Source organism: Streptomyces sp. NPDC031225 (assembly GCF_055570355.1).
This window is the reverse complement of record NZ_JBVIHJ010000015.1, coordinates 1-24710: the sequence shown is the minus strand read 5'-3', so window position 1 is coordinate 24710 and position 24710 is coordinate 1. Positions and strand designations below refer to the sequence as shown.

Annotated in this window: 22 protein-coding genes; 10 read left to right on the top strand and 12 right to left on the bottom strand. The window is 71.0% G+C overall.

Features of this window, described 5'->3' with window-relative positions; genetic code table 11:
• Positions 1-125: 125 nt before the first annotated feature.
• The 4 genes from ACZ48Z_RS24845 to miaA all read right to left on the bottom strand — a co-directional run bounded on the left by ACZ48Z_RS24845 (position 126) and on the right by miaA (position 5157).
• On the bottom strand, positions 126-2372 hold the full coding sequence (locus ACZ48Z_RS24845; RefSeq protein WP_468738071.1) for a RelA/SpoT family protein: 2247 nt from the start codon (positions 2370-2372) through the stop codon (positions 126-128).
• Positions 2373-2657: 285 nt separating this feature from the next.
• Positions 2658-3527 (bottom strand): diaminopimelate epimerase, encoded by an 870-nt coding sequence (gene dapF, locus ACZ48Z_RS24840; protein WP_468738070.1) that lies wholly within the window; start codon positions 3525-3527, stop codon positions 2658-2660.
• 79 nt (positions 3528-3606) lie between these two features.
• Positions 3607-4110 (bottom strand): hypothetical protein, encoded by a 504-nt coding sequence (locus tag ACZ48Z_RS24835; RefSeq protein WP_468738252.1) that lies wholly within the window; start codon positions 4108-4110, stop codon positions 3607-3609.
• A gap of 108 nt (positions 4111-4218) precedes the next feature.
• Positions 4219-5157 carry a tRNA (adenosine(37)-N6)-dimethylallyltransferase MiaA gene (miaA, locus tag ACZ48Z_RS24830; RefSeq protein WP_468738069.1) on the bottom strand — a complete coding sequence of 313 codons (939 nt, stop codon included), beginning with the start codon at positions 5155-5157 and terminating at the stop codon, positions 4219-4221.
• Positions 5158-5340: 183 nt separating this feature from the next.
• On the opposite strand from miaA, the gene ACZ48Z_RS24825 reads away from it, so the two are divergent.
• On the top strand, positions 5341-5658 hold the full coding sequence (locus ACZ48Z_RS24825) for a hypothetical protein (protein ID WP_468738068.1): 318 nt from the start codon (positions 5341-5343) through the stop codon (positions 5656-5658).
• 24 nt (positions 5659-5682) lie between these two features.
• Entirely contained in the window at positions 5683-5952 is a 270-nt protein-coding gene (locus tag ACZ48Z_RS24820) for an antitoxin (protein ID WP_468738067.1), read from the top strand.
• An 86-nt stretch (positions 5953-6038) separates the two neighbouring features.
• Here the strand turns inward: ACZ48Z_RS24820 and ACZ48Z_RS24815 are convergent, their stop codons facing one another.
• From ACZ48Z_RS24815 to miaB, 3 genes are read right to left on the bottom strand one after another with little or no spacing between them, the layout of a single operon-like run.
• Complete coding sequence (locus ACZ48Z_RS24815) at positions 6039-6752, bottom strand: class III extradiol dioxygenase subunit B-like domain-containing protein (RefSeq protein ID WP_468738066.1); 714 nt, start codon at positions 6750-6752, stop codon at positions 6039-6041.
• Positions 6753-6762: 10 nt separating this feature from the next.
• On the bottom strand, positions 6763-7059 hold the full coding sequence (locus ACZ48Z_RS24810; RefSeq protein ID WP_468738065.1) for a hypothetical protein: 297 nt from the start codon (positions 7057-7059) through the stop codon (positions 6763-6765).
• Positions 7060-7093: 34 nt separating this feature from the next.
• Positions 7094-8620 carry a tRNA (N6-isopentenyl adenosine(37)-C2)-methylthiotransferase MiaB gene (gene miaB / locus ACZ48Z_RS24805; protein ID WP_468738064.1) on the bottom strand — a complete coding sequence of 509 codons (1527 nt, stop codon included), beginning with the start codon at positions 8618-8620 and terminating at the stop codon, positions 7094-7096.
• Between the two features lie 248 nt (positions 8621-8868).
• On the opposite strand from miaB, the gene argG reads away from it, so the two are divergent.
• On the top strand, positions 8869-10323 hold the full coding sequence (gene argG, locus ACZ48Z_RS24800) for an argininosuccinate synthase (protein ID WP_468738063.1): 1455 nt from the start codon (positions 8869-8871) through the stop codon (positions 10321-10323).
• Positions 10324-10378: 55 nt separating this feature from the next.
• Here argG and rutA read toward each other — a convergent pair whose 3' ends face one another.
• Positions 10379-11452, bottom strand: a complete 1074-nt coding sequence (gene rutA, locus ACZ48Z_RS24795; protein WP_468738251.1) for a pyrimidine utilization protein A — start codon at positions 11450-11452, stop codon at positions 10379-10381.
• A gap of 169 nt (positions 11453-11621) precedes the next feature.
• Between rutA and ACZ48Z_RS24790 the strand changes: the two genes are divergently transcribed.
• Positions 11622-14519: a SpoIIE family protein phosphatase gene (locus ACZ48Z_RS24790; RefSeq protein ID WP_468738062.1), complete on the top strand. Its 2898-nt coding sequence runs from the start codon at positions 11622-11624 to the stop codon at positions 14517-14519.
• 98 nt (positions 14520-14617) lie between these two features.
• Positions 14618-15025: a hypothetical protein gene (locus tag ACZ48Z_RS24785; protein ID WP_468738061.1), complete on the top strand. Its 408-nt coding sequence runs from the start codon at positions 14618-14620 to the stop codon at positions 15023-15025.
• Between the two features lie 144 nt (positions 15026-15169).
• Here ACZ48Z_RS24785 and ACZ48Z_RS24780 read toward each other — a convergent pair whose 3' ends face one another.
• Both ACZ48Z_RS24780 and ACZ48Z_RS24775 read right to left on the bottom strand, forming a co-directional pair.
• Positions 15170-15823: a response regulator gene (locus ACZ48Z_RS24780; RefSeq protein WP_468738060.1), complete on the bottom strand. Its 654-nt coding sequence runs from the start codon at positions 15821-15823 to the stop codon at positions 15170-15172.
• Positions 15823-16857 carry a HAMP domain-containing sensor histidine kinase gene (locus tag ACZ48Z_RS24775; RefSeq protein WP_468738059.1) on the bottom strand — a complete coding sequence of 345 codons (1035 nt, stop codon included), beginning with the start codon at positions 16855-16857 and terminating at the stop codon, positions 15823-15825. Before ACZ48Z_RS24775 ends, ACZ48Z_RS24780 begins: the two co-directional genes overlap by 1 nt.
• 72 nt (positions 16858-16929) lie before the next feature.
• Between ACZ48Z_RS24775 and ACZ48Z_RS24770 the strand changes: the two genes are divergently transcribed.
• The 3 genes from ACZ48Z_RS24770 to ACZ48Z_RS24760 all read left to right on the top strand — a co-directional run bounded on the left by ACZ48Z_RS24770 (position 16930) and on the right by ACZ48Z_RS24760 (position 20351).
• The gene (locus tag ACZ48Z_RS24770) at positions 16930-17415 is read left to right on the top strand and encodes a cation:proton antiporter regulatory subunit (protein ID WP_468738058.1); all 486 of its coding nucleotides are present in this window, start codon (positions 16930-16932) and stop codon (positions 17413-17415) included.
• A 4-nt stretch (positions 17416-17419) separates the two neighbouring features.
• Positions 17420-18634 carry a cation:proton antiporter gene (locus tag ACZ48Z_RS24765; RefSeq protein ID WP_468738057.1) on the top strand — a complete coding sequence of 405 codons (1215 nt, stop codon included), beginning with the start codon at positions 17420-17422 and terminating at the stop codon, positions 18632-18634.
• Positions 18635-19355: 721 nt separating this feature from the next.
• Positions 19356-20351: a TAXI family TRAP transporter solute-binding subunit gene (locus ACZ48Z_RS24760; protein ID WP_468738056.1), complete on the top strand. Its 996-nt coding sequence runs from the start codon at positions 19356-19358 to the stop codon at positions 20349-20351.
• A gap of 35 nt (positions 20352-20386) precedes the next feature.
• Here ACZ48Z_RS24760 and ACZ48Z_RS24755 read toward each other — a convergent pair whose 3' ends face one another.
• Together ACZ48Z_RS24755 and ACZ48Z_RS24750 are read right to left on the bottom strand one after the other, a co-directional pair.
• Positions 20387-21769 carry a sensor histidine kinase gene (locus ACZ48Z_RS24755; protein ID WP_468738055.1) on the bottom strand — a complete coding sequence of 461 codons (1383 nt, stop codon included), beginning with the start codon at positions 21767-21769 and terminating at the stop codon, positions 20387-20389.
• Positions 21770-21925: 156 nt separating this feature from the next.
• Positions 21926-22612: a response regulator transcription factor gene (locus ACZ48Z_RS24750; RefSeq protein ID WP_468738054.1), complete on the bottom strand. Its 687-nt coding sequence runs from the start codon at positions 22610-22612 to the stop codon at positions 21926-21928.
• A gap of 300 nt (positions 22613-22912) precedes the next feature.
• Between ACZ48Z_RS24750 and ACZ48Z_RS24745 the strand changes: the two genes are divergently transcribed.
• The gene (locus ACZ48Z_RS24745) at positions 22913-23689 is read left to right on the top strand and encodes an amino acid ABC transporter ATP-binding protein (RefSeq protein ID WP_468738053.1); all 777 of its coding nucleotides are present in this window, start codon (positions 22913-22915) and stop codon (positions 23687-23689) included.
• A gap of 61 nt (positions 23690-23750) precedes the next feature.
• Positions 23751-24599 (top strand): glutamate ABC transporter substrate-binding protein, encoded by an 849-nt coding sequence (locus ACZ48Z_RS24740; protein ID WP_468738052.1) that lies wholly within the window; start codon positions 23751-23753, stop codon positions 24597-24599.
• Positions 24600-24710 lie beyond the last annotated feature (111 nt).

Here is a 24710-nt window from a genome sequence, read left to right as displayed (position 1 = left end):
GCCACCACACACGCGTGAGCCGGGAGACACTCCTCCGCGTGCTCGCGGCCCGCTACACGCGCGTGGCGCGGTCTGTCAGCGCCGTCCCATCGCGAGATCGACGGCGACCCGCGTCTGCGCCCGCGTCAGGCCCCCGGTGTCTGGGCCCTGCTCACGTCATACACGCCGGCCACGTTCCGCATCGCCCGCATCAGGGACGGCAGCAGGGCCGCGTCCGGCAGCTGGACGGTGTACGTGTGACGCACCCGCTGCTGGCTGGGGGGTTCGACGGTCGCGGAGACGATTTCGGCGCCCTCGCCCGCCATGGCCTCGGTGAGGTCGGCGAGGAGATGCGGGCGGCCGAACGATTCCGCGAACAGCGTGACCCGGCACTCGGCGCTGTCGCCCCAGCGCACGTCGACCTCCTTGCGCCCCACGTCTTTCATGCGCGCCACCGCGGCGCACTCCACGCGGTGCACGGTGACCACTCCCCCGCGCACGGCGAAGCCGGTGATCTCGTCGGGCGGCACGGGTGTGCAGCAGCCGGCCAGGCGGACGATCGCTCCGGGCTGGTCGACAAGGGCGTTGGCCGTGCCGGGGCGGGCGGAGGGGTCGTCGGGGACCGGAGATTCGGCGATGCTGCGGCCCGCGCTGTCGGGCGTGTCGTCCGTGGGCGCCTCGGCGGCGGCCGGCTGCGAGAGCTTCGCGCGCTCCGCCTCCCCCCGCGCGGCCTGCACGTCCTCGACCGTCAGCGCTTGCGTCCCGTTCCGCTCCTCCACGTCCAGCGGGGCCCGGGGCGAGGGGTGCGTCGCGATCCACCGCTGGATCGCGATCCGGGCCGCAGCCGTGTGCGCGTGCTCCAGCCACTCCGTGGAGGGCTCGGCGGCGGGGTCCTGTCCCATGAGGAGCTGAACGGTGTCGCCGTCCTTCAGAACGGTGCTCAGGGTCGCCAGACGGCCGTTGACGCGGGCGCCGAGGCACGCGTGCGCGTCCTCGCCGTACTGCGCGTACGCGGCGTCCACACAGGTCGCCCCCTCGGGCAGACCCAAGGTGCCGCCGTCGGGCCGGAACACGGTGATCTCACGGTCCTGGGCGAGGTCCTCGCGGAGGGTGGACCAGAAGGTGTCGGCGTCGGGGGCGGCTGCCTGCCAGTCGAGGAGACGGGAGAGCCAGCCGGGCCGGGTGGGGTCCACCCGCTCCTCGTCGGCGCTCGCGCTCTGCTCCTCCGAGGGGTCCGAGGGGGAGGCGTACGGATTGCCGAGAGCGACCACTCCGGCCTCGGCGACCTTGTGCATCTGGTGGGTGCGGATGAGGACCTCGACGACCTGGCCGTCGCCGCGGGCCACAGCGGTGTGCAGCGACTGGTACAGGTTGAACTTCGGTACGGCGATGAAGTCCTTGAACTCCGAGACGACGGGCGTCAGACAGGTGTGCAGCTCGCCCAGGACGCCGTAACAGTCCGCGTCCTCGCCGACCAGGACCAGCAGGCGGCCGAAGTCCGCGCCGCGCAGCCGGCCGCGCTTGCGGGCCGTCCGGTGGACGGAGACGAAGTGGCGTGGCCGGATGACGACCTCGGCCGGGATCCCGGCCTCGCGCAGCACACCCCGCACCTCGTCGGCGACCTCGGCGAGCGGGTCGTCCGCGCGGGAGGCGTTGTCGACGATCAGCTCCCGCGTGTGCTCGTACTCCTCGGGGTGGAGGATCGCGAAGACCATGTCCTCCAGCTCGGTCTTGAGCGCCTGTACGCCGAGTCGTTCGGCGAGCGGGATGAGGACGTCGCGGGTGACCTTGGCGATGCGGGCCTGCTTCTCGGGGCGCATCACGCCGAGGGTGCGCATGTTGTGCAGCCGGTCGGCGAGTTTGATCGACATCACGCGGACGTCGTTGCCGGTGGCGACGAGCATCTTGCGGAAGGTCTCGGGCTCGGCGGCGGCGCCGTAGTCGACCTTCTCCAGCTTGGTGACGCCGTCGACGAGGAAGCGGACCTCCGCGCCGAACTCCTCGCCGACCTGGTCGAGCGTCACCTCGGTGTCCTCGACGGTGTCGTGGAGCAGAGAGGCCGTCAACGTGGTGGTTTCGGCGCCGAGTTCGGCCAGAATCAACGTCACGGCGAGCGGGTGTGTGATGTATGGCTCACCGCTCTTGCGCATCTGGCCGCGATGCGAGGACTCGGCCAGGACGTAGGCGCGGCGCAGGGGCTCGAGATCGGCGTCGGGGTGGTGAGCGCGGTGGGCCTCGGCGACATGGCCGATGGCGTCGGGCATCCGGTCGCGGGCGGCGGGGCCGAGCAGCGCGGCGCGGCCCAGGCGGCGCAGGTCGATCCGCGCCCGCCAGCGGGCGGCCGCACCGGTCACCGGACCTGGGGTCGCGGGGTTCGTGGCCTCCGCACTCATGGGCACCTCCGGCTGTGGACCGGCGGACGGGGTGCCCCATGGCGGACACGGCTCAGGGGATGGCATCTGTCCCCCGTCCGGGCCGGTGCTTGATGCTACCGAGCCCATCACGCCCGGCTGACCGCCTCTCGGCGAGCGTGAAACGGATCACCCATTCGAGCGAAGGTTTCCAGGTTTACGATTTCGCGCCGCCTGAACTGCAGCCGACCGTGGTTTCGCACCGCACAGCACGCCGGAGGCTGCGCTTCCACGCCTCCGATAGTCCCAGTGCCGTGATTCATATGGTCAACCAACCGCGTTTTCAAGCCAGTCGGCGTCGATCTCGCCCTCGGCGACGATCACCGCGGGGCCGGTCATCTCGATCTCGCCGTCCGCCCGCTCGGTGATCACCAGGGTGCCGCCGGGCACATCCACGGTGTACGTCGCCGGTGTGCCGGTGGCCGTCGGGTCGGCGCCGTCCCTGCGGGCCGCGGCGACGGCGACGGCGCACGCGCCCGTGCCGCACGAACGGGTCTCACCCGAGCCACGCTCGTGCACGCGCATGGCGACATGGCCGGGGCCGCGGTCGACCACGAACTCGACGTTGACCCCGTCCGGATAGGCGGCGGCCGGGCTGAAGGGCGGCGGGGAGTATAGGTCGCCGGCGTGCGCGAGGTCGTCCACGAAGGCGACGGCGTGCGGGTTGCCCATGTTCACGTTCCGGGCGGGCCAGTCACGGTCGCCGACGCTCACCGTGACGTCCCCGGCGGGGAGCAGGGCCTTGCCCATGCCGACGGTGACGTCGCCCGCCTTGTCGATGTGCACGGCCTTCACGCCCCCGCGCGTGGCCACCGCGAGGTCGCCTTCGGTGATGTGTCCGGCGTGCTGGAGGTAGCGCGCGAAGACGCGTACGCCGTTGCCGCACATCTCGGCGACGGAGCCGTCGCCGTTGCGGTAGTCCATGAACCACTCGGCCTCGGAGGCCATGGGGGCGGCCTCGGGGTGGGACGCGGATCGCACGACGTGGAGCAGGCCGTCACCGCCGATGCCGGCGCGGCGGTCGCAGAGGGCGGCGACGGCGGCCGGGGAGAGGTCGAGGGTGTTCTCGGGGTCGGGGACGATCACGAAGTCGTTCTCGGTGCCATGACCCTTGAGGAAGGCGATCCGGGTGCTCATGTCTCGATCGTACGGCGCGGGCCGGTGGGGCCGGTCGCGCGCAGACGGCGGAACCGCACACCTGGGGCCCGTGAACCGCCTAACGCAGCCGCGCTACCCGCCAGACCGCGAGCACGACCACCACAGCCACCAGGAGCACGTACGCGAGGACGACCCGCCAGTCGGAGCGCCTTCCCGAGCCCCGCGAGGGGAGCCCGGGCCACGTGTAACCAACGCGGCGCGCGGCCGTCGTTCCCCAGCCCGCCGCGCAGGAGCAGATCAGCAGGCCCAGCATCGCGATGACCGCTCCGCTGTCGCCGAAGTCGAAGGCCAGCGGGAAGGCGAACATCAGGGAGCCGAGGGCCGCCAGCGACACGATGGGGGCGAGTTGCCAGATCCGCAGGCGGCGCTGCGGGCGCAGCTCGACCTCGACCTCTTCCCCGGCCACGAACATCTCCTCGGGCGCGGGACCGTCGTCGGTCACACCGCCCAGCACCTCGTCGGGTCCGTCGGGGCTCAGACGGTCGCCGTCCTGCTCCGCTTCACCGATCTCGACGGTGCGGGGCTCGGTGCCTTGTGCGGTGTCACGAGGGCCGGCCTCCATCGCCACGCGCCCTCCCAACTCGGACTCCACTTGGTCGATCGAAGCTCGATGATGGCACGGCGCCGGAGGCCGGGATGACGGCCTGAGCGTCCCGATGCCATGACGTGATCAGGCTGTGACCGGTCGTTCGACCAACGCCAGTGCGAGCTGCGGAAGTTCTGTGAGATGTGCCGCAGCCCCACTCAACCAATGCACCCGCGGATCGCGCCTGAACCATGAATCCTGACGGCGCGCGAAGCGTTTGGTGGCCCGGACGGTCTCGGCCCGCGCCGCCTCCATCGTGCACTCCCCCGCGAGCGCCGCGAGCACCTGTTGGTACCCGAGCGCGCGCGAGGCCGTGCGCCCCTCGCTGAGCCCTCGCTCCTCCAGTTCCCGCACCTCGTCCACGAGGCCCGCATCCCACATCCGGTCGACCCGGCGGGCGATGCGCTCGTCGAGCTCGGGCCGGGCGACGTCGACGCCGATCTGGAGGGTGTCGTAGACGGAGTCATGGCCCGGGAGGTTGGCGGTGAAGGGCTTGCCGGTGATCTCGATCACTTCGAGGGCCCGGACGATCCGGCGGCCGTTGCTGGGGAGGATCGCCTGCGCGGCCCCGGGGTCGGCGGCGGCAAGGCGGGCGTGCAGCGCGCCGGAGCCGCGCAGCACGAGCTCCTCCTCCAGACGGGCCCTGACCTCCGGGTCGGTGCCGGGGAACTCCAGGTTGTCGACGGCTCCGCGGACGTACAGCCCGGAGCCGCCGACAAGGATCGGCCAGCGACCCTCGGCGAGCAGCGCGTCGATCCTGGCGCGGGCGAGCCTCTGGTACTCGGCGACGGACGCCGCGACCGTCACGTCCCAGATGTCGAGGAGGTGGTGCGGGACGCCGTCGCGTTCCTCGGGCGTCAGCTTGGCGGTGCCGATGTCCATCCCTCGGTAGAGCTGCATGGAGTCGGCGTTGACGACCTCGCCGCCCAGGTGCTGGGCGAGGAAGACGCCCAGATCGGACTTTCCGGCCGCGGTGGGTCCGACGACGGCGATGACGCGGGGGGCGGGGGGTGCGCTGCTCACCGCCACAGTCTTGCAAACCTCCGGGCGCCACCTCGAACGAGTTACGTGACGGCCCGGGCCCGGGGTCGTTGCCAGTTGCGTGGTTTCCGCCGCCCTGTCCAAGGGGGCGGCGATCCGGGTGGCGCACACGGGCGCACTGGATGACGCGGGATTCCCCCCGCACGAGTAACATATGGAGTGAATATGGGCGTTTTCGCACGACTTCTCCGGAGGTCGAAGGCTACGGAGGAGGCGTCAACCGCCGAGACCCAGGCCGACACCCAGACGGCCGAGCCCACGGCGGACGAGGCGGAGGCGAAGGAGCCGGCCGAGGCCAGGTCCGACAGCGAGGCCAGGTCCGACAGCGAGGCCGAGGACGCCGAGGCTGCCGGAGCCGGGGACCCGGACGGCTCGACGGCGACGGAGGCCGTCGAGGACACCGCCGAGGGCGTCGAGATCCCCAAGCAGCAGTCCGCCGAGGAAGCGGCCGACAGTGAGGTCGGCGAGGGCGCCCGCACGTAACTGCCCCGCTCGGAAAGGTGCACGATGGGTCTCCTGGACAGTTTCAAGGCCAAGCTCACCCCGGCGAAGGACAAGGTCTCCGGGCTCGCGCAGCAGCACGGGGACAAGATCCAGCACGGCCTCGACAGGGCCGCGAAGGTCGTGGACGAGAAGACCAAGGGCAAGTACAGCGACCGGATCCAGACGGGAACGGGCAAGGCCAAGGACGCCATGGACCGACTCGCGCACCAGGACGGCGCGGAGGGACCGGGTGGCGGCGGCACGCCGCCGTCCTCACCCCCGCCGGCTTCCTGACCGGCACACCGACGGACGGCCGCGGGGCACACGCTCCCGGCCGTCCGCCGTTTCCGGACCGGCCCCGGGCAACTCTCCTACGGCCCTCAGGACCAGGTCGCGACCACGTACCCCACGCCGTACGGGGCGTCCTCGTACAGCAGCGAGCCACCCAGGCCCGCACCTTCTGCCGCGCCGGCGAGGACTTGCCAGGGCGCCCGGCCAGAGGCCTTCAGTTCGTACGCCAACTCGGCGTCCAACGCAGCCAGGGCCGCCACGTCGGCCGCGCCCAGCGCACGGGCGACCTCCGCGTCGAAGGGGGCCGCTCGCTCGTCGAGATAGCCGGGTGCCTTGAGCGTGCGGCAGGCACTGGCGTCTCCCATCACCAGCAGCGCCACCCGCTCGGCCCGGGCGGCGACTCCCCTCCCGGTCTCCATACACCGCTCGGCCTCCAGCGGTTCCCCCACGCCGAGTCCCTCGATCGGGGCATCCGACCAGCCGGTGCGCTCCAGCAACCAGGCGGCCACGGCGAGGGAGGTCGGCAGCGGGCGCTGCGGGGCCGGCCCCCGCTCCGGTCCGAGCCGTACGTCCACGTCCACGCCGAAGCCGCTGAACGAGCCCCTGGCGCCCTGGGGGTGCGGGCCGCGCCCGCTCTGTTCGGCGGGCCCCACGACGACGAGGTGGTCGGGCCGGGCCGCCGCGAGGACGCCCAGCGCGTCCGTGCAGGCGGCGCGGGCCCCGTCGAGCTCGGCCGCGGCCCCGGCGGCGACCTGCGGCACGAGAAGCGGCGGACACGGGCAGACAGCGGCTGCTACAAGCATGATCGGCAGCCTACTTCCAGGCCCAGGGCCAGGACTCGGGATGGGTGCTCCATGCCAGTTCGCCCAGCCGGTACTCCACGCGAATCGTGGCCATCAGACCCTCGATGCTCACGTAGTAGGCGTCCCCGTCCGCGAACCGGTAGACCTGCCGGCGCTTCTGGCGCCGGCCGCCGCCCGGACGGTGGGTGCAGGCGAGCTCGTACAGGCGGGCCCGAGCCTCGTCCCTGGTGCCTTCGAAGTGCGCCACTTCATCGATGTCGCGGTGGTTCCCCATACTGCGGTCGACCAGAATCACCCAGCGCCCCATGCCCCGCCCCTCCTGCATGACCGATGGCGAGCGCTCAGTGCGCCGCGCAGCCACCCGTGGCCGCCGGCAGCGGCTCGGGAATCCCGATCTTAGGGAGGCCCAGCATGACACCCGCGGGCTGGGTGGCCTCGGCCGCGTTCCGCTTCTCCCACGCGTCCCCCGCGCGTGTGCGGCGCACCGTGAGGACGGCGCCCTCGGCGAGGAGGTGGTGGGGGGCGGCGTAGGTGATGTCGACCGTCACCACGTCGCCGGGGCGGACCTCCTGGTCGGGCTTGGTGAAGTGGACCAGGCGGTTGTCGGGGGCGCGGCCGGAGAGGCGGTGGGTGGCGCCGTCCTTGCGGCCCTCGCCCTCCGCGACCATCAGCTCCAGGGTGCGGCCGACCTGCTTCTTGTTCTCGTCCCAGGAGATCTCCTCCTGGAGGGCGACGAGACGCTCGTAGCGCGCCTGGACGACCTCCTTGGGGATCTGGTTCTCCATGGTCGCCGCCGGGGTGCCGGGGCGCTTGGAGTACTGGAAGGTGAACGCCTGCGCGAAACGGGCCTCGCGGACCGCGTGCATCGTCTGCTCGAAGTCCTCCTCGGTCTCACCCGGGAAGCCGACGATGATGTCGGTGGTGATCGCCGCGTGCGGGATGGCCGCGCGGACCTTCTCGATGATCCCGAGGTAACGCTCCTGCCGGTAGGAGCGGCGCATCGCCTTCAGGATCGTGTCCGAGCCGGACTGCATGGGCATGTGCAGCTGCGGCATCACGTTCGGCGTCTCGGCCATCGCCGCGATGACGTCGTCGGTGAAGTCACGGGGGTGCGGGGAGGTGAAACGGACCCTTTCGAGGCCCTCGATCTTCCCGCAGGCCCGGAGCAGCTTGCTGAAGGCCTCGCGGTCGCCGATGTCGGAGCCGTACGCGTTGACGTTCTGCCCGAGCAGCGTGATCTCGGAAACGCCCTCGTCGACCAGGGCCTCGATCTCGGCGAGGATGTCGCCGGTGCGGCGGTCCTTCTCCTTGCCGCGCAGGGCCGGGACGATGCAGAAGGTACAGGTGTTGTTGCAGCCGACGGAGACGGACACCCAGGCCGCGTAGGCGCTCTCGCGCCGGGTCGGCAGGGTGGAGGGGAACGCCTCCAGCGACTCGGCGATCTCGACCTGCGCCTCTTCCTGCACACGTGCGCGTTCCAGCAGGACCGGCAGCTTGCCGATGTTGTGCGTACCGAAGACGACGTCCACCCAGGGCGCCCTCTTCACGATGGTGTCCCGGTCCTTCTGGGCGAGACAGCCGCCGACCGCGATCTGCATACCGGGCCGGGAGGTCTTTCGCGGCGCGAGCCGGCCGAGGTTGCCGTACAGCCGGTTGTCGGCGTTCTCCCGGACCGCGCAGGTGTTGAAGACGACGACGTCCGCGTCCCCGTCGGAACCCTCGGGCGCGGCTACGTACCCCGCCTCCTCCAGCAGTCCGGACAATCGCTCGGAGTCATGGACGTTCATCTGGCACCCATAGGTGCGCACTTCGTACGTTTTCGGAGATGAAACGTCCACTGCCGTGCTCCGGTCGCCGCTGCTGGTCATGGCTCAAGGGTAGGCGTTCCGCGAAGGCCCCTCCCCCGGCACCCGGCGGGCCGTTCGCCGGGCCACCTCCGGGGCGGGGCCCCGACGGCGGGCCGTGTGCGCACCAGGAGACGGTCGGCCGCCCTGATGGCGTCGTCCGAGCCGGGCACGACCGGTCCGCGGGGCCGCCGGGGCGGATGACCTGAATCACGTCAGGGACGACAATCAGGGGCTTTGCATGACCATGCGTTCTGATGCATAATCTTCCTATGTCCAAGGTCCTCACGTCCCTCCCCGCCGGCGAACGCGTCGGCATCGCCTTCTCCGGCGGTCTCGACACCTCCGTCGCCGTCGCGTGGATGCGCGACAAGGGCGCCATCCCCTGCACCTACACCGCGAACATCGGCCAGTACGACGAGCCCGACATCGACTCGGTGCCCGGTCGCGCGCAGGCCTACGGTGCCGAGATCGCGCGCCTGGTCGACTGCCGTGCCGCGCTCGTCGAGGAGGGGCTGGCCGCGCTCACCTGCGGGGCGTTCCACATCCGCTCGGGCGGGCGGGCGTACTTCAACACCACGCCACTGGGCCGCGCGGTCACCGGCACGCTCCTGGTGCGGGCGATGCTGGAGGACAACGTCCAGATCTGGGGCGACGGTTCGACCTTCAAGGGCAACGACATCGAGCGGTTCTACCGCTACGGCCTGCTCGCCAACCCGAACCTGCGGATCTACAAGCCCTGGCTGGACGCGGACTTCGTGACCGAGCTCGGCGGCCGCAAGGAGATGTCGGAGTGGCTGGTCGCGCACCAGCTGCCGTACCGGGACTCGACGGAGAAGGCGTACTCCACCGACGCCAACATCTGGGGCGCCACGCACGAGGCCAAGACCCTGGAGCACCTCAACACCGGCATCGAGACCGTCGAGCCGATCATGGGCGTCAAGTTCTGGGACCCGTCGGTCGAGATCGCGCCCGAGGACGTCACGGTCGGCTTCGACCAGGGCCGCCCGGTGACCATCAACGGCAAGGAGTTCGGCTCCGCCGTCGACCTGGTCATGGAGGCCAACGCGATCGGCGGCCGGCACGGCCTGGGCATGTCCGACCAGATCGAGAACCGGATCATCGAGGCGAAGAGCCGCGGCATCTACGAGGCGCCCGGCATGGCCCTGCTCCACGCGGCCTACGAGCGCCTCGTCAACGCGATCCACAACGAGGACACCGTCGCCCAGTACCACAACGAGGGCCGGCGCCTGGGCCGTCTGATGTACGAGGGCCGCTGGCTGGACCCGCAGGCGCTGATGATCCGCGAGTCGCTCCAGCGCTGGGTCGGCGCGGCCGTCACCGGCGAGGTGACCCTGCGGCTGCGGCGCGGCGAGGACTACTCGCTCCTCGACACCACGGGCCCCGCGTTCTCGTACCACCCGGACAAGCTGTCGATGGAGCGCACCGAGGACTCGGCCTTCGGTCCCGTGGACCGGATCGGCCAGCTCACCATGCGCAACCTGGACATCGCCGACTCCCGCGCCAAGCTGGAGCAGTATGCGGGTCTCGGTCTGATCGGTACCGGCAGCCCGACCATCGGCGCCTCCCAGGCGGCCGCGACCGGTCTGATCGGCACCATGCCGGAGCTCCCCGAGGGCGGCGCCGAGGCGATCGCGTCCCGCGGCGAGGTCTCGGAGGACGAGGCCCTGCTGGACCGGGCCGCGATGGAGTTCGGCACGGACTGAGTCACCCCACGAAGTTCATGAGAAGAGGCCGGTGCGAGTCAGCACCGGCCTCTTCTCACGCCCGCCCCTCCCGCGATGTCATCAACGGCTGGATCCGCGTCCCGAACTGCTCGATCCCGTCGAGGAAGTCGTCGAACACCAGCATGATCCCCTTGGTCCCCTCGACCCCGGCGATCTCGTCGAGCATCCCCGCGACACTCTCGTACGACCCGACGAGCGTGCCCATGTTGAAGTTCACGGCGCCTTCCGGCAGCACGATGGTGCGGGCCGTGGAGGAGTCGTCGGCGGTGGTGTCGGTGGCCGACTCCCCCGCCATGTAGGCCAGCGCCGCGCGGTCCGCGTTGTCGTGGTAGTCCTGCCACTTCGCGCGGGCGGCCTCGTCGGTCTCGTCGGCGATGACCATGAACAGCGACAGCGCCCCGACGTCACGCCCGGTCTCGCGCGCCGCGTCCGCCAGCGTGGCGGCGCTGTCCGCGAAGGCGAGCGGGGTGTTGACGCCGCTGCCCAGGATGAAGCTGTAGTCGGCGTGTTCGGCGGCGAAGCGCATGCCGGTGCCGCTCTGCCCGGCTGCGACGATGTCGATGTGGCCGTCCGCCGGGCGCGGCGAGAGCACGCAGTCGTCCATCTCGTAGAACTCGCCCTTGAAGTTGCTGACGCCCTCGCTCCACAGCTCCTTCATCACCGTCACGTACTCCTCGGCCCGGGCATAGCGGTTGCCGAAGTGTTCGTCGCCCGGCCAGACGCCCATCTGCGTGTACTCGCCGGGCGCCCAGCCGGTGACGATGTTGACGCCGAAGCGGCCGGGAGCGATGGAGTCGACGGTGACCGCCATCCGGGCGACGATCGCCGGCGGCAGGGCGAGGATCGGCGTGGACGCGTACAGCCTGATCCGCTCGGTCACCGCGGCCAGGCCCGCCATCAGCGTGAACGACTCCAGGCAGTGGTCCCAGAACTCGGTCTCGCCGCCGAAGCCCTTGAGTTTGATCATGGACAGGGCGAAGTCGAATCCGTGCTCCTCGGCCTTCTGCACGACGGCCTTGTTCAGTTCGAAGGTCGGCAGGTACTGCGGGGAACTCTTCGAGATGAGCCAGCCGTTGTTGCCTATGGGGATGAAGACACCGATGTCCACGCCGCTCCTCATGATCGGAACCTGCCCGTCCGATGCGCACGGTACACGGTCGAGATTTCAACAACTTGCGTCACATCAGCGGCAGTTGAGGCATCGCAGTGCAGGTGCTCCGCCGGCCGGAAACGGTGAAGGAGGTTTCGAACGGAAACGGGAACGATAGGTTCCCACCATGAACGCGCGGCTCGCTCTTCTCGGCACGGTGGCCCCTGGCGCGACGGAGAGCGAGGTCTTCCGGCTCGCGCTCGGGCACGTGGTCGGCGAACTGGGCGCGCTCGGCGGCACCATGCACCTGCGCGGTCCGATGTCCGCACTGCGTCTGGTGTCGTCCGTCGGTCTGCCGCCCGCCCTCACCCGGTCCTGGGAGATCGTCGACCAGGAGGGCCCGTTGGCCCCCGCCCGCGCGCTCCAGCGGGGCCGGGGCGTATGGGTGCCGTCAGGCCCGGACCAGGCGGAGCAGGACGTTCCCTGGCCCGGCACCGGCCTGGCCGCCCTCCCGGTGTTCAGCGGCCGGCGCAGCATCGGCGCGCTGACCGTCCTGACCGGCGATCGGGGCGAACCCACCCCGCAGCACTGGGACTTCCTGCGGGACGTCGTCACCTGGACCGAGGACCGCATGGCGCAGGCACCGCCGCCCTCCGGTCCCACCCAGACCGAGCTGAGCGGTGAGCGGCTGCGGCAGGCCCTGAAGGAGGTCCAGGTCGGTTCGTGGGACTGGGACATCCGCAACGGCGACCTGATCTGGGACGAGGCGGCACTGGAGCTGTACGGCACCCTGCAGGCCGACTTCACCGGCAGGATCGACAACTGGATGCGGATCGTCCACCCCGACGACCTGGCCCCCACCCTCGCGGCGGCGCAGCAGGCGATCCTCGACCACTCCGTCTACGAGGCCGAGTACCGCGTACGGCGCCTGGACGGCACCTGGGGCTGGACGCAGGCCCGCGGCCGGGCGACCTACGACGAGCAGGGCGAACCGCTCCGGATGATCGGCGTCGGCTGGGAGAGCGACGAGTCGCGCAGCGCCCTGGACGCGCTCAGCCGGGCCCTGAGACATATGACCGACGGCTTCCTCGCGGTGGACGACGAGTGGCGGATCACCTTCGCCAATCTGGAGGCGGAACGCTTCCTCGGCTTCTCCGAGGAGGAACTGTTCGGACGGCTGCTGTGGGACCTGCCTGCCATGCGCGAGGTCCCCGGTGTGCGGGACAGCTGTCTGCAGGCCGCGGCGGAGGACAGGCCCGCAGGCTTCGACGTACACCTCGCGGCATGCGAACGGCGGCTGCACGTCCGGCTCGTGCCGGGACCGGACGGACGCACCCTCTACTTCCAGGACGTCACCGAGAAGCGCCGGCTGGCGGAGGAACGGCAGGCGGCCGAGCGCGCCGCGGCCGACCGGGTGGTCCGGATCGCCGAGCTGACCACGGACCTCGCGAAGGCGACGACCTCGCGGGACGTGGTGGTGGCGGTCGCCCGGCGGGTACTGCCCCCGTTCGCCGCGGCGGGGCTCATGGTCCAGGCCATCGAGGGCGACCGGCTCCACCACGTCGGCGCGGTCGGTTACCCCGAGGAGTTCGTCGCCCTCCTCGACAGCCGCCCCCGGTCCTCAGCCGACCCCGCCTGGGACACGATCGCGTCCGGCGTCCCCCTGTTCATGTCCTCCGCGCACGAGTACGCCGCCCGCTATCCCGCACTGGCCGGCTTCCCCGCGCGCGGCAACAAGAAGTCCTGGGCGTTCCTGCCGATGACGGCGTCCGGGCACACCTTCGGGGTGTGCGTCGTCGCCTTCGACCGGCCGCGGCTGCTCAACGACGAGGAACGCGCCCTGCTGACCACGATCAGCGCGCTCGTCGCCCAGTCCCTCGAGCGGGCCCGGCTCTACGACGCCGAGCACACCCGGTCCCGGGAACTCCAGCGCAGCCTGCTCCCCCAGGCGCTGCCCGACCTGCCCGCGTGCACGGCGGCCGCGCGCTATCTGCCGGCCGGGCCGGGCGCGGACGTGGGCGGCGACTGGTACGACATCATCCCGCTGTCCGGCGGACAGGTCGCCCTCGTCGTCGGCGACGTGATGGGCCACGGTCTGCCCGAGGCGGCCACCATGGGCCGGCTGCGCACCGCGGTGCACACCCTGGCCGACCTGGAGCTGCCGCCCGACGAGATCCTGGGTCACCTCAACGACATCGTCGGCGGCATGGGCGAGGGGTCGTACGCCACCTGCCTGTACGCGCTGTACGACCCCACGACCCAGGTCTGCTCCATCGCCCGGGCCGGCCACCCGCCGCCCGCGCTGGTCCGTCCCGACGGCACCGTGCACTTCCCGGAGCCGGACGCCGACCCGCCTCTGGGCGCGGCGAAGCCTCCCTTCGAGACGGTCGAGCTGGAGGTGCCCGAGGGCAGCCTGCTCGTGCTGTACACCGACGGGCTGGTGGAATCGGCGAAGCGGGAGATCGACGAGGGCATGGCGGACCTGGCCCGACTGCTCAGCGCGGCCCATGCCGACGGGACGACCGTAGATCTTGAACGCCTGTGCGACACACTGACGGCCGGTCTGCTGCCGACGGACCAGCAGGCGGCCGACGACGCGGCGTTCCTGGTGGCCCGGCTGCACGCACTGCCCGCCGAGCAGATGGCCTCCTGGCCGCTGCCGGACGACCCGAGGGCGGCGGGTCAGGCCCGCCGCCACGTCCGGGAACAGCTGGCGGCCTGGGACCTGGACGACCTGGCCGCCACCACGGAGCTGCTGGTCAGCGAACTGGTCGGCAACGTGGTCCGGCACGCCCGCGGCCCGATACGCCTGCGTCTCCTCCACAGCGCCGAGCTGATCTGCGAGGTCTACGACGGCAGCCAGACCATGCCCCGCATCCGCCGCGCCACGGAAACCGACGAAGGCGGCCGGGGCCTGCAGCTCATCTCGGCGCTCACCACCCGCTGGGGCGCCCGCTACACCCGCACGGGCAAGTGCATCTGGACGGAACAGCCGCTCCGGCCCCTGGAGCACCAGCCGGACCCCGTGGAGGCCCTGTTGCTGAACACCGCGGGCTTCGAAGGCGACTGGGAGGCGCTGCTCTGACCCCACGCCCGTTCGGCCCAGCACCACGGGCCGGGTGCCGGGTGCGTACCTAGGGTCGCGGTGACGGCTGTTCAGGCCCTGCCCGAAAGGCACACCCCATGCGGATACGCGCCACCCTCACCGGCACGGCAGTGGTCGTCCTGGCCACCGCCGGACCACTCACCGGCATCGCACACGCCCGAGCCGACCTGGACTGCGCCGACTTCGTCTACCAGGAGGACGCGCAGGCGGTGTTCGACCTCGACCGCACCGACCCCAACCGGCTCGACGAGGACCAGGGCCCCGACGACGGCATCGCCTGCGAGGTACTGCCCCGCAGAAGCAGCGCCGTCGTGAGCGTGGCGACGGCCGTCCCGACGCTCGGGGTCCAGGGCGGCAGCGGGGGCAGCGTGGGCCCTGCCGGTTTCGAGCGCGCGGTGGGCGTGGCGCTGACGCTCGCAGGGGCCGGACTCGCCGGGGCATGCGTGGTACGGCGACGGCGCGGCACCGGCGGACGCCGCCAGTGAGCACACGTCGCCGCGAACCCGGCTCCTGTCGAGCAGGCAACGGGGGTGGCAGAGACGCTCGCGGGAGCCGCACGCTCGGAGGCATGCATGTGCGGCGCTGAACACCGCACGTGAGCACCCATCAGCACCCTCACCAAGACTCGCTCAGGGATCGATGAGCCCGGCCCGTATCGCGTACCGGGTCAGTTCCAGCCGGTCCCGCATGCCCAGCTTCTGCAGCAGGTTCGCCCGGTGCCGCTCGACCGTCTTCGCGCTGATGAACAGGAGTTCGCCGATCTCCTTGGTGGTGTGCCCCTCGGCGACGAGTTTGAGGATCTCCTCCTCGCGCTCGGTGACGGCCCGCGCGGGCAGGTCCTCGCCTCGGTGCAGCCGGTCGAGGTAGGAGCGGACCAGGGCCCGCTCGGCGCCGGGATAGACGAACGACTGGTCGCGCACGGCTGCCCGGCAGGCCTCGACGAGATCGCGGTCGGCGACGGACTTGAGGACGTATCCGCTGGCCCCGGCCTTGAGGGCCTCGAAGAAGTACTGCTCGTTGTCGTACATCGTCAGGATCAGGATCCGCAGATCGGGTAGTCGCCGGGACAGCTCACGGGCCGCCTGGAGCCCCGTCATCCGCGGCATCGCGATGTCCAGCACGGCCAGATCGACCTCACGCGCGCGTGCCAGCTCGACCGCCTCGGCGCCGTCCCCTGCCTCGGCCACGACCGTGAGATCCGGCTCCCCCTCAAGGATCAGCCGGACTCCCCGGCGTACAAGGGTGTGGTCGTCGGCGAGCAGGACGCGCGTCGGCCCGGACATCAGCGCACCCCCTCGGCGACCGGTATCCGCAACCGGATGTCGGTGCCCCGCCCGGGCCCGGGCTCCACCGAGAACGCGGCCCCGACCAGCAACGCCCGCTCCCGCATGCCCTGCATCCCGGCCCCCTCGGGCGCCCCGCCCAGCCCTGTGCCGTTGTCGCGCACGAGGAGTTCGACGCCGCCCGTGACCGGCTGGAGCCGGACCTCTGCGCGGTCGGCGGCGGAGTGCCGCGCGGTGTTGGTCAGGCCCTCCTGGGCCACCCGGTAGACGACCAGTTCCGACTCCTCGGTCAGCCGGGGCAGATCTCCGCCGACGTGATGGCGCACGGTCAGCCCGTGCGTGGTGAACTCGCCCGCCAGAGACCGCAGGGCACTCGGAAGCCCGAGCTCCTCCAGCACACCGGGCCGCAGCCGGCGCGCGATCCGGCGGATCTCGTCGAGCCCCGCCCGGGTGGCCTCCTGCGCCTGCCCGACCTCCTCCCGCAGCTCCGCCGGCGCCCGGTCGGCGACCCGCTTCAGCTGGAGCAGCACGGCGGTCAGGGTCTGCCCGACCTCGTCGTGCAGCTCGCGCGCGATGCGGTGCCGCTCCCGCTCCTGCGCCGACAGGGCGTGGGCCGCGCCGGTCGCCCGCTCGGCCTCCAGCCGGTCGAGCATCGTGTTGTACGTGGTGATCAGCTCGGCCGTCTCGGCGGGACCGGAAACGGGCGCACGCACCCCGGGACGCAGCAGATCCACGGCGGCCATGGCCCGCCCCAGCCGCTGGAGCGGGACGAGCCCGACGCGCAGTACGACGGCGTTGGCGGCCAGCAGCAGCGCAAGCCCCCCGAGGACGACCACGGCCTCCCCCTGCCGGACCGGCGTCGACACGGTGATCGGGCCGAGCAGCAGCGCGGCGGCGACGACGAGGCCCACGGCGTTGAGCGAGAAGATCCGCCAGAACAGCGACACGGCCCTGCCCTCACTCCCCTCGTACGGCGCCCGGGACACCAGGGTCGCCGGGCCCCACCGCTCGCGTATATCCGTCACGTCACCCATATCGCCACCGTACGGGGAGCTGGCAGCATGCGAACCGGCCCCCATGACCACATGCAACACAAAGGGAGATACGTGTCTGCTCCACGCCTGAGGGCGACGCCGCTGCCGGGAATCGGGGTCCAGTACGACCTCATGACCCGGGAGGACCGCCATCTGTCCGTGGTCGCGCACCGCGACGGTGCCCGCACGGTGAGCGTGTACCGGGCCGACGACCCCGACTCCTGCGCCCAGTCGCTGCGCCTGACCGGCTCCGAGGCGGGCGCCCTGATCGACGCGCTGAAGCCCTCCCACCACAGCCCGAGCCTGCTGTACACCTCCGACCTGGGCCTGGTGGCCGAGCGCGTCGAGGTGGCGGCAGGCTCCCGCTGGAACGGCCGGGTCCTGGGCGACACGAAGATGCGTACGGACACCGGCGCGTCCATCGTGGCGGTACTGCGCCGCGCCGAGGCGATCCCGTCCCCCACCCCGAGCTTCCGCCTGGCCGGCGGCGACATCCTCATCGTCGTGGGCACCCGCGAGGGCGTGGACGCTGCCGCGGCCGTACTCGGTCGGGAGTGAGAGCGTGCACTCCGCGGTCCTGCTGATCGAGTTCGGTTCGATCATCCTAGGCCTGGGGCTCCTGGGCCGTTTCGCCGCCAGATTCCGCCTCTCCCCCATCCCTCTCTACCTTCTGGCCGGCCTGGCCTTCGGCGAGGGCGGCCTGCTGCCGCTGGGCGCGAGCGAGGAGTTCGTCTCGATAGGCGCCGAAATAGGCGTCATTCTCCTCCTGTTGATGCTCGGCCTGGAGTACTCGGCCGGCGACCTGGTCACCAACCTCAAGGCCCACTACCCCTCCGGCCTGGTCGACGGCGCCCTCAACGCCCTCCCCGGCGCGGCGGCCGCGGTCCTCCTCGGCTGGGGCCCGGTGGCGGCGGTGGTCCTGGCAGGCGTCACCTGGATCTCCTCCTCGGGCGTCATAGCGAAGGTCCTGGGTGACCTGGGCAGAGTGGGAAACCGGGAAACCCCGGTGATCCTGAGCGTCCTGGTCCTGGAGGACCTGGCGATGGCGGTGTACCTGCCCATCGTCACGGCGCTGGTGGCAGGAGCGGGCCTCCTGGCCGGAAGCCTGACCCTGGCGATCGCACTCGCCGCAGCAGGCCTGGTCCTCTTCGTAGCGGTCCGCTACGGCCGCCTGATCTCCCGCTTCGTCTCCAGCGACGACCCGGAGAAGCTCCTCCTGGTCGTCCTGGGCCTGACCATCCTGGTGGCAGGCGTGGCCCAACAGCTCCAGGTATCGGCAGCGGTGGGCGCGTTCCTCGTCGGCATAGCCCTCTCGGGCGAGGTGGCGGAGGGCGCGCACACCCTCCTGAGCCCCCTGAGGGACCTCTTCGCGGCGGTCTTCTTCGTCTTCTTCGGCCTCCACACGGACCCGGCGAGCATCCCCCCGGTCCTGCTCCCCGCCCTGGCCCTCGCCGTGATCACGGCAGCCACGAAGATCGCCACCGGCTACTGGGCGGCCCGCCGAGCCGGAATCTCCCCCAAGGGCCGCTGGCGCACGGGCGGCGCACTGGTGGCCCGCGGCGAGTTCTCGATCGTCATAGCGGGCCTGGCGGTCTCGGCCAGCATAGAACCCTCCCTGGGCCCCCTGGCCACGGCCTACGTCCTCATCCTGGTCATCCTCGGCCCCCTGACGGCCCGCTACACAGAACCCCTGGCCACAAAACTGACCGCCCACCGCAACACCCCGGAGAACACCGCACGCATGACAGAGGCTTCGATAGGCCATGACAACACCTGAGAATCCCCGACCGCGGCCCGGTGGGGGCTGGCCGCGCAGTTCCCCGCGCCCCCAAACAAGTGGGTCCAGTCGGCGCAAGCCACGACGTGCCGCCGAAACGCCTTCGCCAGGCCGCGGACGGGTGCGGCCCGGTGGGGGCTGGCCGCGCAGTTCCCCGCGCCCCCAAACAAGTGGGTCCAGTCGGCGCAAGCCACGACGTGCCGCCGGAACGCCTTCGCCAGGCCGCGGACGGGTGCGGGCCGGTGGGAGCTGGCCGCGCAGTTCCCCGCGCCCCTCAAAGAACCGGGCGCACCCGGCGTAGCCACGACAGGCCACCACCGACCGGACGCCTCAGGCCATCATGTCCCGGGGCGAGTGCGGCCCAGTGGCGGCTGGCCGCGCCCCTGGGGAGTGGCTGTGACCCGCGCCATGATGGACCGTTCGCCGCGTACGGCGTGAAGGGGGCGGGGTGGGGGGTGTCCGCCCGCAGCGGCCGACGTCCGTCATCCAGAACTGTCGAAACAACAGCACCCGCCGGACCGAGGACGGACACCCCCCGCCCCGCCCCCGACCCACAACACACCCGCACGCGCTACACAAACCCCCACCCAACCGAAACAGGCCGCCGCAGGCACAAAGGGGCGCGGGGAACTGCGCAAAAACCCCCGCCCCCACCGGCCCGCACAGCCCGCCGCAGGCACCCCCTGGCCAGCCCCCCACACCCCCTGACAGGATCACCGGCATGCCCAAGCCGCTCCCCCGCCCAAGCCGCCGCCAGGCGCTCCAGACCGCGGCCGCCGCCCTCGTGGCCCTCGGCCTGCTCCTGTGGTGGCTGCTCCCCTTGGGCGAGGCCCCCCCGAGCGGAACCATCACCTTCAGCACCGGCACCCGCGCAGGCGTCTACCAGAAGTACGGCGAGCTCCTGCGCGACGAGCTCCGCAACGACATGCCGGACCTGAAAGTGAAGCTGGAGACCACCGCCGGCTCCCAGGAGAACGTCAAACTCGTGGCGACCGGTAAGTCCGACTTCGCCATCGCCGCAGCCGACGCCGTCGAGACCTACCAGCAGAACGGCGACCCCGGCGCCGACCGGCTCCGCGGAGTCGCCCGCCTCTACGACGACTACGTCCAGCTCGTCGTCCCGTCCGACTCGGACATCCACACGCTGGCCGACCTCAAGGGCAAGCGGGTCTCCATCGGCGTCCCCAACTCCGGTGTACGGCTGATCGCGGACCGCGTGCTCGCCGCCGCCGGCATCGATCCGGACAAGGACATCCAGCCGAGGGCGGAGGGCATCGACACCGGCCCCGACCTCCTGGGCCACGGCCTGGACGCGTTCTTCTGGTCCGGCGGCCTGCCCACCGACGGCCTGAAGCAGCTGGCCGAACGCTCCGCCTTCCGTTTCGTCCCGATCGAGCCGTCCCTCGTGGCGAAGCTGCACGCCGAGGGCGAGCCCACCCGTTACTACCGGGCCACCAACATGCCGGCGTCGGCGTACCCGTCCGTCCAGAACAACAGGACCGTCCCGACGATGGCCGTCTCCAACCTGCTGATCACCCGCAAGGACATGGACCCCGAGCTCACCGAGTGGCTCACCCGGACTGTCATCAAGAGCAGGGACGGCATCGGCCGCGACGTCCACTCCGCGCAACTGGTCGACGTACGCACGGCGATCTACACCGACCCGGTACCCCTCCACGAGGGCGCCCGCCGCTACTACCGCTCGGTCAAGCCGTAGCCGTAGTAGAGAGCCTCAAGCCGCAGAAGACGGCCTCAACCCGTAGGCCGACTGCGCGGCACGGACACCGTCACCACCAGCCCGTGCGGCTCATGGCGCCCGTACGAGATCGTCCCGCCCCCCGCCGCCAGCAGCGTCCGCGAGATGGACAGCCCGAGACCGGACCCCTTGATGTTCTGGTGCCGCCCGCTGCGCCAGAACCGGTCGCCGACCCGGGCGAGTTCCTCATCGGTGAGCCCGGGGCCGAGGTCGGTGACCACGATGGTCGACGTGTCCCCGTCCGCGGCGACCGTGACCTGAACGGTCTCGTCCTTCGGCGTGAACTTGACCGCGTTGTCGATGACCGCGTCGAGGGCGCTGGACAGGGTGACGGGGTCGGCCCAGGCGGTGGTGGGCGGGCAACTCCCCACCAGCCGCACACCCTTGGCCTCGGCCGTGGGAGCCCAGGCGGCGACGCGCTCGGCGGTGAGCTGCCCGATGTCGGTGACCCTCAGATCCGCCTCGGCGTGCTCGGCGAGAGCGAGGTCGAGGAGGTCGTCGAGGACCTGGGCCAGCCGCTTGCCCTCGGCCTGGACCGAGGCGATCTCGGTGTTGCCCTCGGGGAGTTCGAAGGCGAGCAGTTCGATGCGCAGCAGCAGGGCGGCGAGCGGGTTCCTCAACTGGTGCGACGCGTCGGCGACGAAGGCCCGCTGTTGCTCCAGCACATCCTCGACGTTGTCCGCCATCTCGTTGAACGACCGTGCCAGACGCCGGAGTTCGGGTGGGCCGCCGGCAACCGCGACACGGGACTTCAGGGCCCCGCTCGCAATGGAGTGGGTGGTGGCGTCGAGCACCCGCACGGGCCTGAGCACCCAGCCGGTGAGCCGCAGCGCGGCGCCGACGGCCAGCAGCATGGCGGCGAGTTCGCCGGCGAAGATGACGAGCCAGCCGTGCAGGATCCGCGAACGCATCTGCCCGGTGGGCGAGTCGGTGACGACGACGGCGACGACGTCACCGTCCCGGATCACCGGCGAGGCGACGACGAGCCGGCCTCGCTGCCAGGGCCACACCTGCTTGGGGTCCTGGCTGCGGCGGCTGAGCAGTGCCTCGCCGAACGCGTCGCGCACCTCGCCCTCCCGGGGGAGGAACCACACGCGCGGCGCGGTGGCCATGGGCACATCACCGTCGTAGAAGACCCCGACGCGAATGCCGTAGACCTTGTAGTAACTGGCGAGTTCGCTCTCCAGGGTCTCCAGGCGCTCGTCCGAGGCGTCGGTGACGAACTGTGCGAGCGCGGCGAAGTGCGCGGTGTCGTCGATCCGGTCGACGACGACCTTCTGCTGCTGCGCGGAGGCCACGCCGATGGCGAGCGGCACCCCGAGGGCCATCAGGACGGCCGCCATCAGGACGATGAGCAGCGGAAGAAGACGTGTGCGCACGAAGTCCCCTACGCCCCGTACCGCGACCGGCTGCCGACGGCAGCGCACGCGCCACAGCGCGCGAGGGCGGCACCGGCCTCGCACTCACCCGTCTTCACAGCCACCGACCTTCTCCTAGCTCCGACGCCCGCCCTCGCAGGGCTGTCCGTTCCGCCCTCACACCGCCGGAGCGACAAGCCGGTACCCCACTCCCCGCACCGTCTCGATCAGCGCCGGCATCCGCAGCTTCGCGCGCAGGGACGCCACATGCACCTCCAGGGTGCGTCCGGTCCCCTCCCAGCTGGTGCGCCAGACCTCGCTGATGATCTGCTCACGGCGGAAGACCACTCCGGGCCGCTGGGCGAGCAGCGCGAGGAGGTCGAACTCCTTGCGGGTGAGCTGGACGACCGTACCGTCAACGGTGACCTGACGGGTCGGCAGTTCGATGCGTACGGCGCCGAGGAGCAGCGCGGTGCCTCCGCCGTCCTGGACGTCCTCGTGGACGGTGCGCCGGCTGACGGCGTGGATACGGGCGAGCAGTTCCCCGGTGTCGTACGGCTTGACCACGTAGTCGTCGGCGCCGAGGTTGAGGCCGTGGATGCGGGAGCGCACGTCGGAGCGCGCGGTGACCATGATCACCGGGGTGCTGGTGCGCTTGCGGATCTTGCCGCACACCTCGTAGCCGTCCTGGTCGGGCAGTCCGAGGTCGAGGAGCACGACCCCGAAGCCGTCGCTCTCGGGGACGAGCGCCCTCAGTGCCTCCTCGCCGCTGCGGGCGTGCGTGACGTCGAAACCGTGCCGGGCGAGCACCGCGGACAGCGCGGCGGCCACATGGTTGTCGTCCTCGACGAGGAGAAGTCTCACCCCGGCCCCCTTGACCCATCGGACGTACTATCTGAATATGCGGTGAACAGGTGCAAATATCGGTGCGCCCACGCGCGTGCGCACCGTGCAGTCATGCTGATGGACAAGGACGGCGTCAAGTGGGTTCCGGTTGCGCCGCGGTTCCGTTATCCGGCCGATATGCGCACTGGTGACAAGTGCTACGACACGTGTCCGATTGCTATCGGATCGTGATGCTCAGATTCCCCTCAAGAGTGATGACGCTGGTCGCGTGAGGTTACTACTGTCCTCCGAAACCGAGGAGGACGGAGCCAGAGAGCGATGACCGAAGTATCGGTGGCCAAGGAAGATGCGGTCCCCACCGGCGAGCTGGTCGTCCTGAAGAGCGTCAACAAGCACTTCGGCGCGTTGCACGTACTCCAGGACATCGACCTGACGATCGCCCGCGGCGAGGTCGTCGTCGTCATCGGGCCCTCCGGGTCCGGGAAGTCCACCCTGTGCCGCACCATCAACCGTCTGGAGACGACCGACACGGGTTCGATCACCATCGACGGCAAGCCGCTGCCCCAGGAAGGCAAGGAACTGGCCCGGCTGCGTGCCGACGTCGGAATGGTCTTCCAGTCCTTCAACCTGTTCGCGCACAAGACCGTGCTCGAGAACGTGATGCTGGGCCAGATCAAGGTCCGCAAGGCCGACAAGAAGAAGGCCGAGGAGAAGGCGCGCGCCCTGCTCGACCGGGTCGGCGTCGCCACCCAGGCCGACAAGTACCCCGCCCAGCTGTCCGGCGGTCAGCAGCAACGGGTCGCGATCGCGCGGGCGTTGGCGATGGACCCCAAGGTCATGCTCTTCGACGAGCCCACGTCGGCGCTCGACCCTGAGATGATCAACGAGGTGCTGGAGGTCATGCAGCAGCTCGCCCGCGACGGGATGACCATGATCGTCGTGACCCACGAGATGGGTTTCGCACGATCGGCCGCAAACCGCGTGGTGTTCATGGCGGACGGCCGGATCGTCGAGGAGGCTGCGCCCGACCAGTTCTTCAGCAACCCGCGCAGCGACCGTGCCAAGGACTTCCTGTCGAAGATCCTGCACCACTGACGTGCCACCCGGACCGACCACCGACGGCTCCCATCTCTTCACCTCCAAAAGGATGTTCCCCATGAAGCTCCGCAAGGTCACCGCCGCCTCGGCCGCCGTCCTCGCCCTCGCCCTGTCCGCGACCGCCTGCGGCGGCGACAGCAAGGACGACGCGGGCTCGAGCTCCAGCGGCGGCGGTGGCGGCAAGATCAAGATCGGTATCAAGTACGACCAGCCGGGCCTCGGCCTGAAGAAGCCCGACGGCTCCTTCTCCGGCTTCGACGTGGACGTGGCGACGTACGTGGCCAAGCAGCTCGGCTACAACGCGAACCAGATCGAGTGGGTCGAGACCAAGAGCGCCGACCGTGAGAACGCGCTCTCCCGCGGCGACGTGAAGCTCATCGCGGCCACCTACTCGATCAACGACGAGCGCAAGAAGAAGGTCGACTTCGCCGGCCCGTACCTGCTGGCCCACCAGGACCTGCTGGTCAAGAAGGACTCCAAGATCAGCGAAGCCACGGACCTCAACGGCGAGAAGCTGTGTTCCGTGACCGGCTCCACCTCGGCCCAGAACGTCAAGGACGACTTCGCCCCGAAGGCCCAGCTGAAGCAGTACGGCGGCTACTCGGAGTGCATCGCCGGCCTGCAGAGCGGCGCCGTCGACGCGGTGACCACGGACGACTCGATCCTCGCGGGCTTCGCGTCCCAGGACAAGTACGACGGCCAGTTCAAGCTCGCCGGCCTCAAGCTGAGCAACGAGAACTACGGCATCGGTGTGAAGAAGGGCGACACCGCGACCCTGAACAAGGTCAACGCTGCCCTGACGAAGATGGTCAGCGACGGCTCCTGGCAGAAGGCGGTCGACGCCAACTTCGGCCCGGCCGGCTACAAGAACGAGCCCGCCCCGAAGGTCGGCGTCATCGTCAAGTAACGCAGGGATCCCCCGGCGGGGGGGGGGGGGGGGGGAGGGGGGGGGGGGGGGGGGGGGGGGGGGGGGGGGGGGGGGGGAAGAGGGGGGGGGGGGGGGGGGGGGGGGGGGGGT

Coding starts and splice junctions, on each gene's coding strand:
- ACZ48Z_RS24845 (WP_468738071.1), bottom strand. CDS start 2,372: ATGAGTGCGGAGGCCACGAACCCCGCGACCCCAGGTCCGGTGACCGGT.
- dapF (WP_468738070.1), bottom strand. CDS start 3,527: ATGAGCACCCGGATCGCCTTCCTCAAGGGTCATGGCACCGAGAACGAC.
- ACZ48Z_RS24835 (WP_468738252.1), bottom strand. CDS start 4,110: ATGGAGGCCGGCCCTCGTGACACCGCACAAGGCACCGAGCCCCGCACC.
- ACZ48Z_RS24825 (WP_468738068.1), top strand. CDS start 5,341: ATGGGCGTTTTCGCACGACTTCTCCGGAGGTCGAAGGCTACGGAGGAG.
- ACZ48Z_RS24820 (WP_468738067.1), top strand. CDS start 5,683: ATGGGTCTCCTGGACAGTTTCAAGGCCAAGCTCACCCCGGCGAAGGAC.
- ACZ48Z_RS24815 (WP_468738066.1), bottom strand. CDS start 6,752: ATGCTTGTAGCAGCCGCTGTCTGCCCGTGTCCGCCGCTTCTCGTGCCG.
- ACZ48Z_RS24810 (WP_468738065.1), bottom strand. CDS start 7,059: ATGGGGCGCTGGGTGATTCTGGTCGACCGCAGTATGGGGAACCACCGC.
- miaB (WP_468738064.1), bottom strand. CDS start 8,620: ATGACCAGCAGCGGCGACCGGAGCACGGCAGTGGACGTTTCATCTCCG.
- argG (WP_468738063.1), top strand. CDS start 8,869: ATGTCCAAGGTCCTCACGTCCCTCCCCGCCGGCGAACGCGTCGGCATC.
- ACZ48Z_RS24790 (WP_468738062.1), top strand. CDS start 11,622: ATGAACGCGCGGCTCGCTCTTCTCGGCACGGTGGCCCCTGGCGCGACG.
- ACZ48Z_RS24785 (WP_468738061.1), top strand. CDS start 14,618: ATGCGGATACGCGCCACCCTCACCGGCACGGCAGTGGTCGTCCTGGCC.
- ACZ48Z_RS24780 (WP_468738060.1), bottom strand. CDS start 15,823: ATGTCCGGGCCGACGCGCGTCCTGCTCGCCGACGACCACACCCTTGTA.
- ACZ48Z_RS24775 (WP_468738059.1), bottom strand. CDS start 16,857: ATGGGTGACGTGACGGATATACGCGAGCGGTGGGGCCCGGCGACCCTG.
- ACZ48Z_RS24760 (WP_468738056.1), top strand. CDS start 19,356: ATGCCCAAGCCGCTCCCCCGCCCAAGCCGCCGCCAGGCGCTCCAGACC.
- ACZ48Z_RS24745 (WP_468738053.1), top strand. CDS start 22,913: ATGACCGAAGTATCGGTGGCCAAGGAAGATGCGGTCCCCACCGGCGAG.
- ACZ48Z_RS24740 (WP_468738052.1), top strand. CDS start 23,751: ATGAAGCTCCGCAAGGTCACCGCCGCCTCGGCCGCCGTCCTCGCCCTC.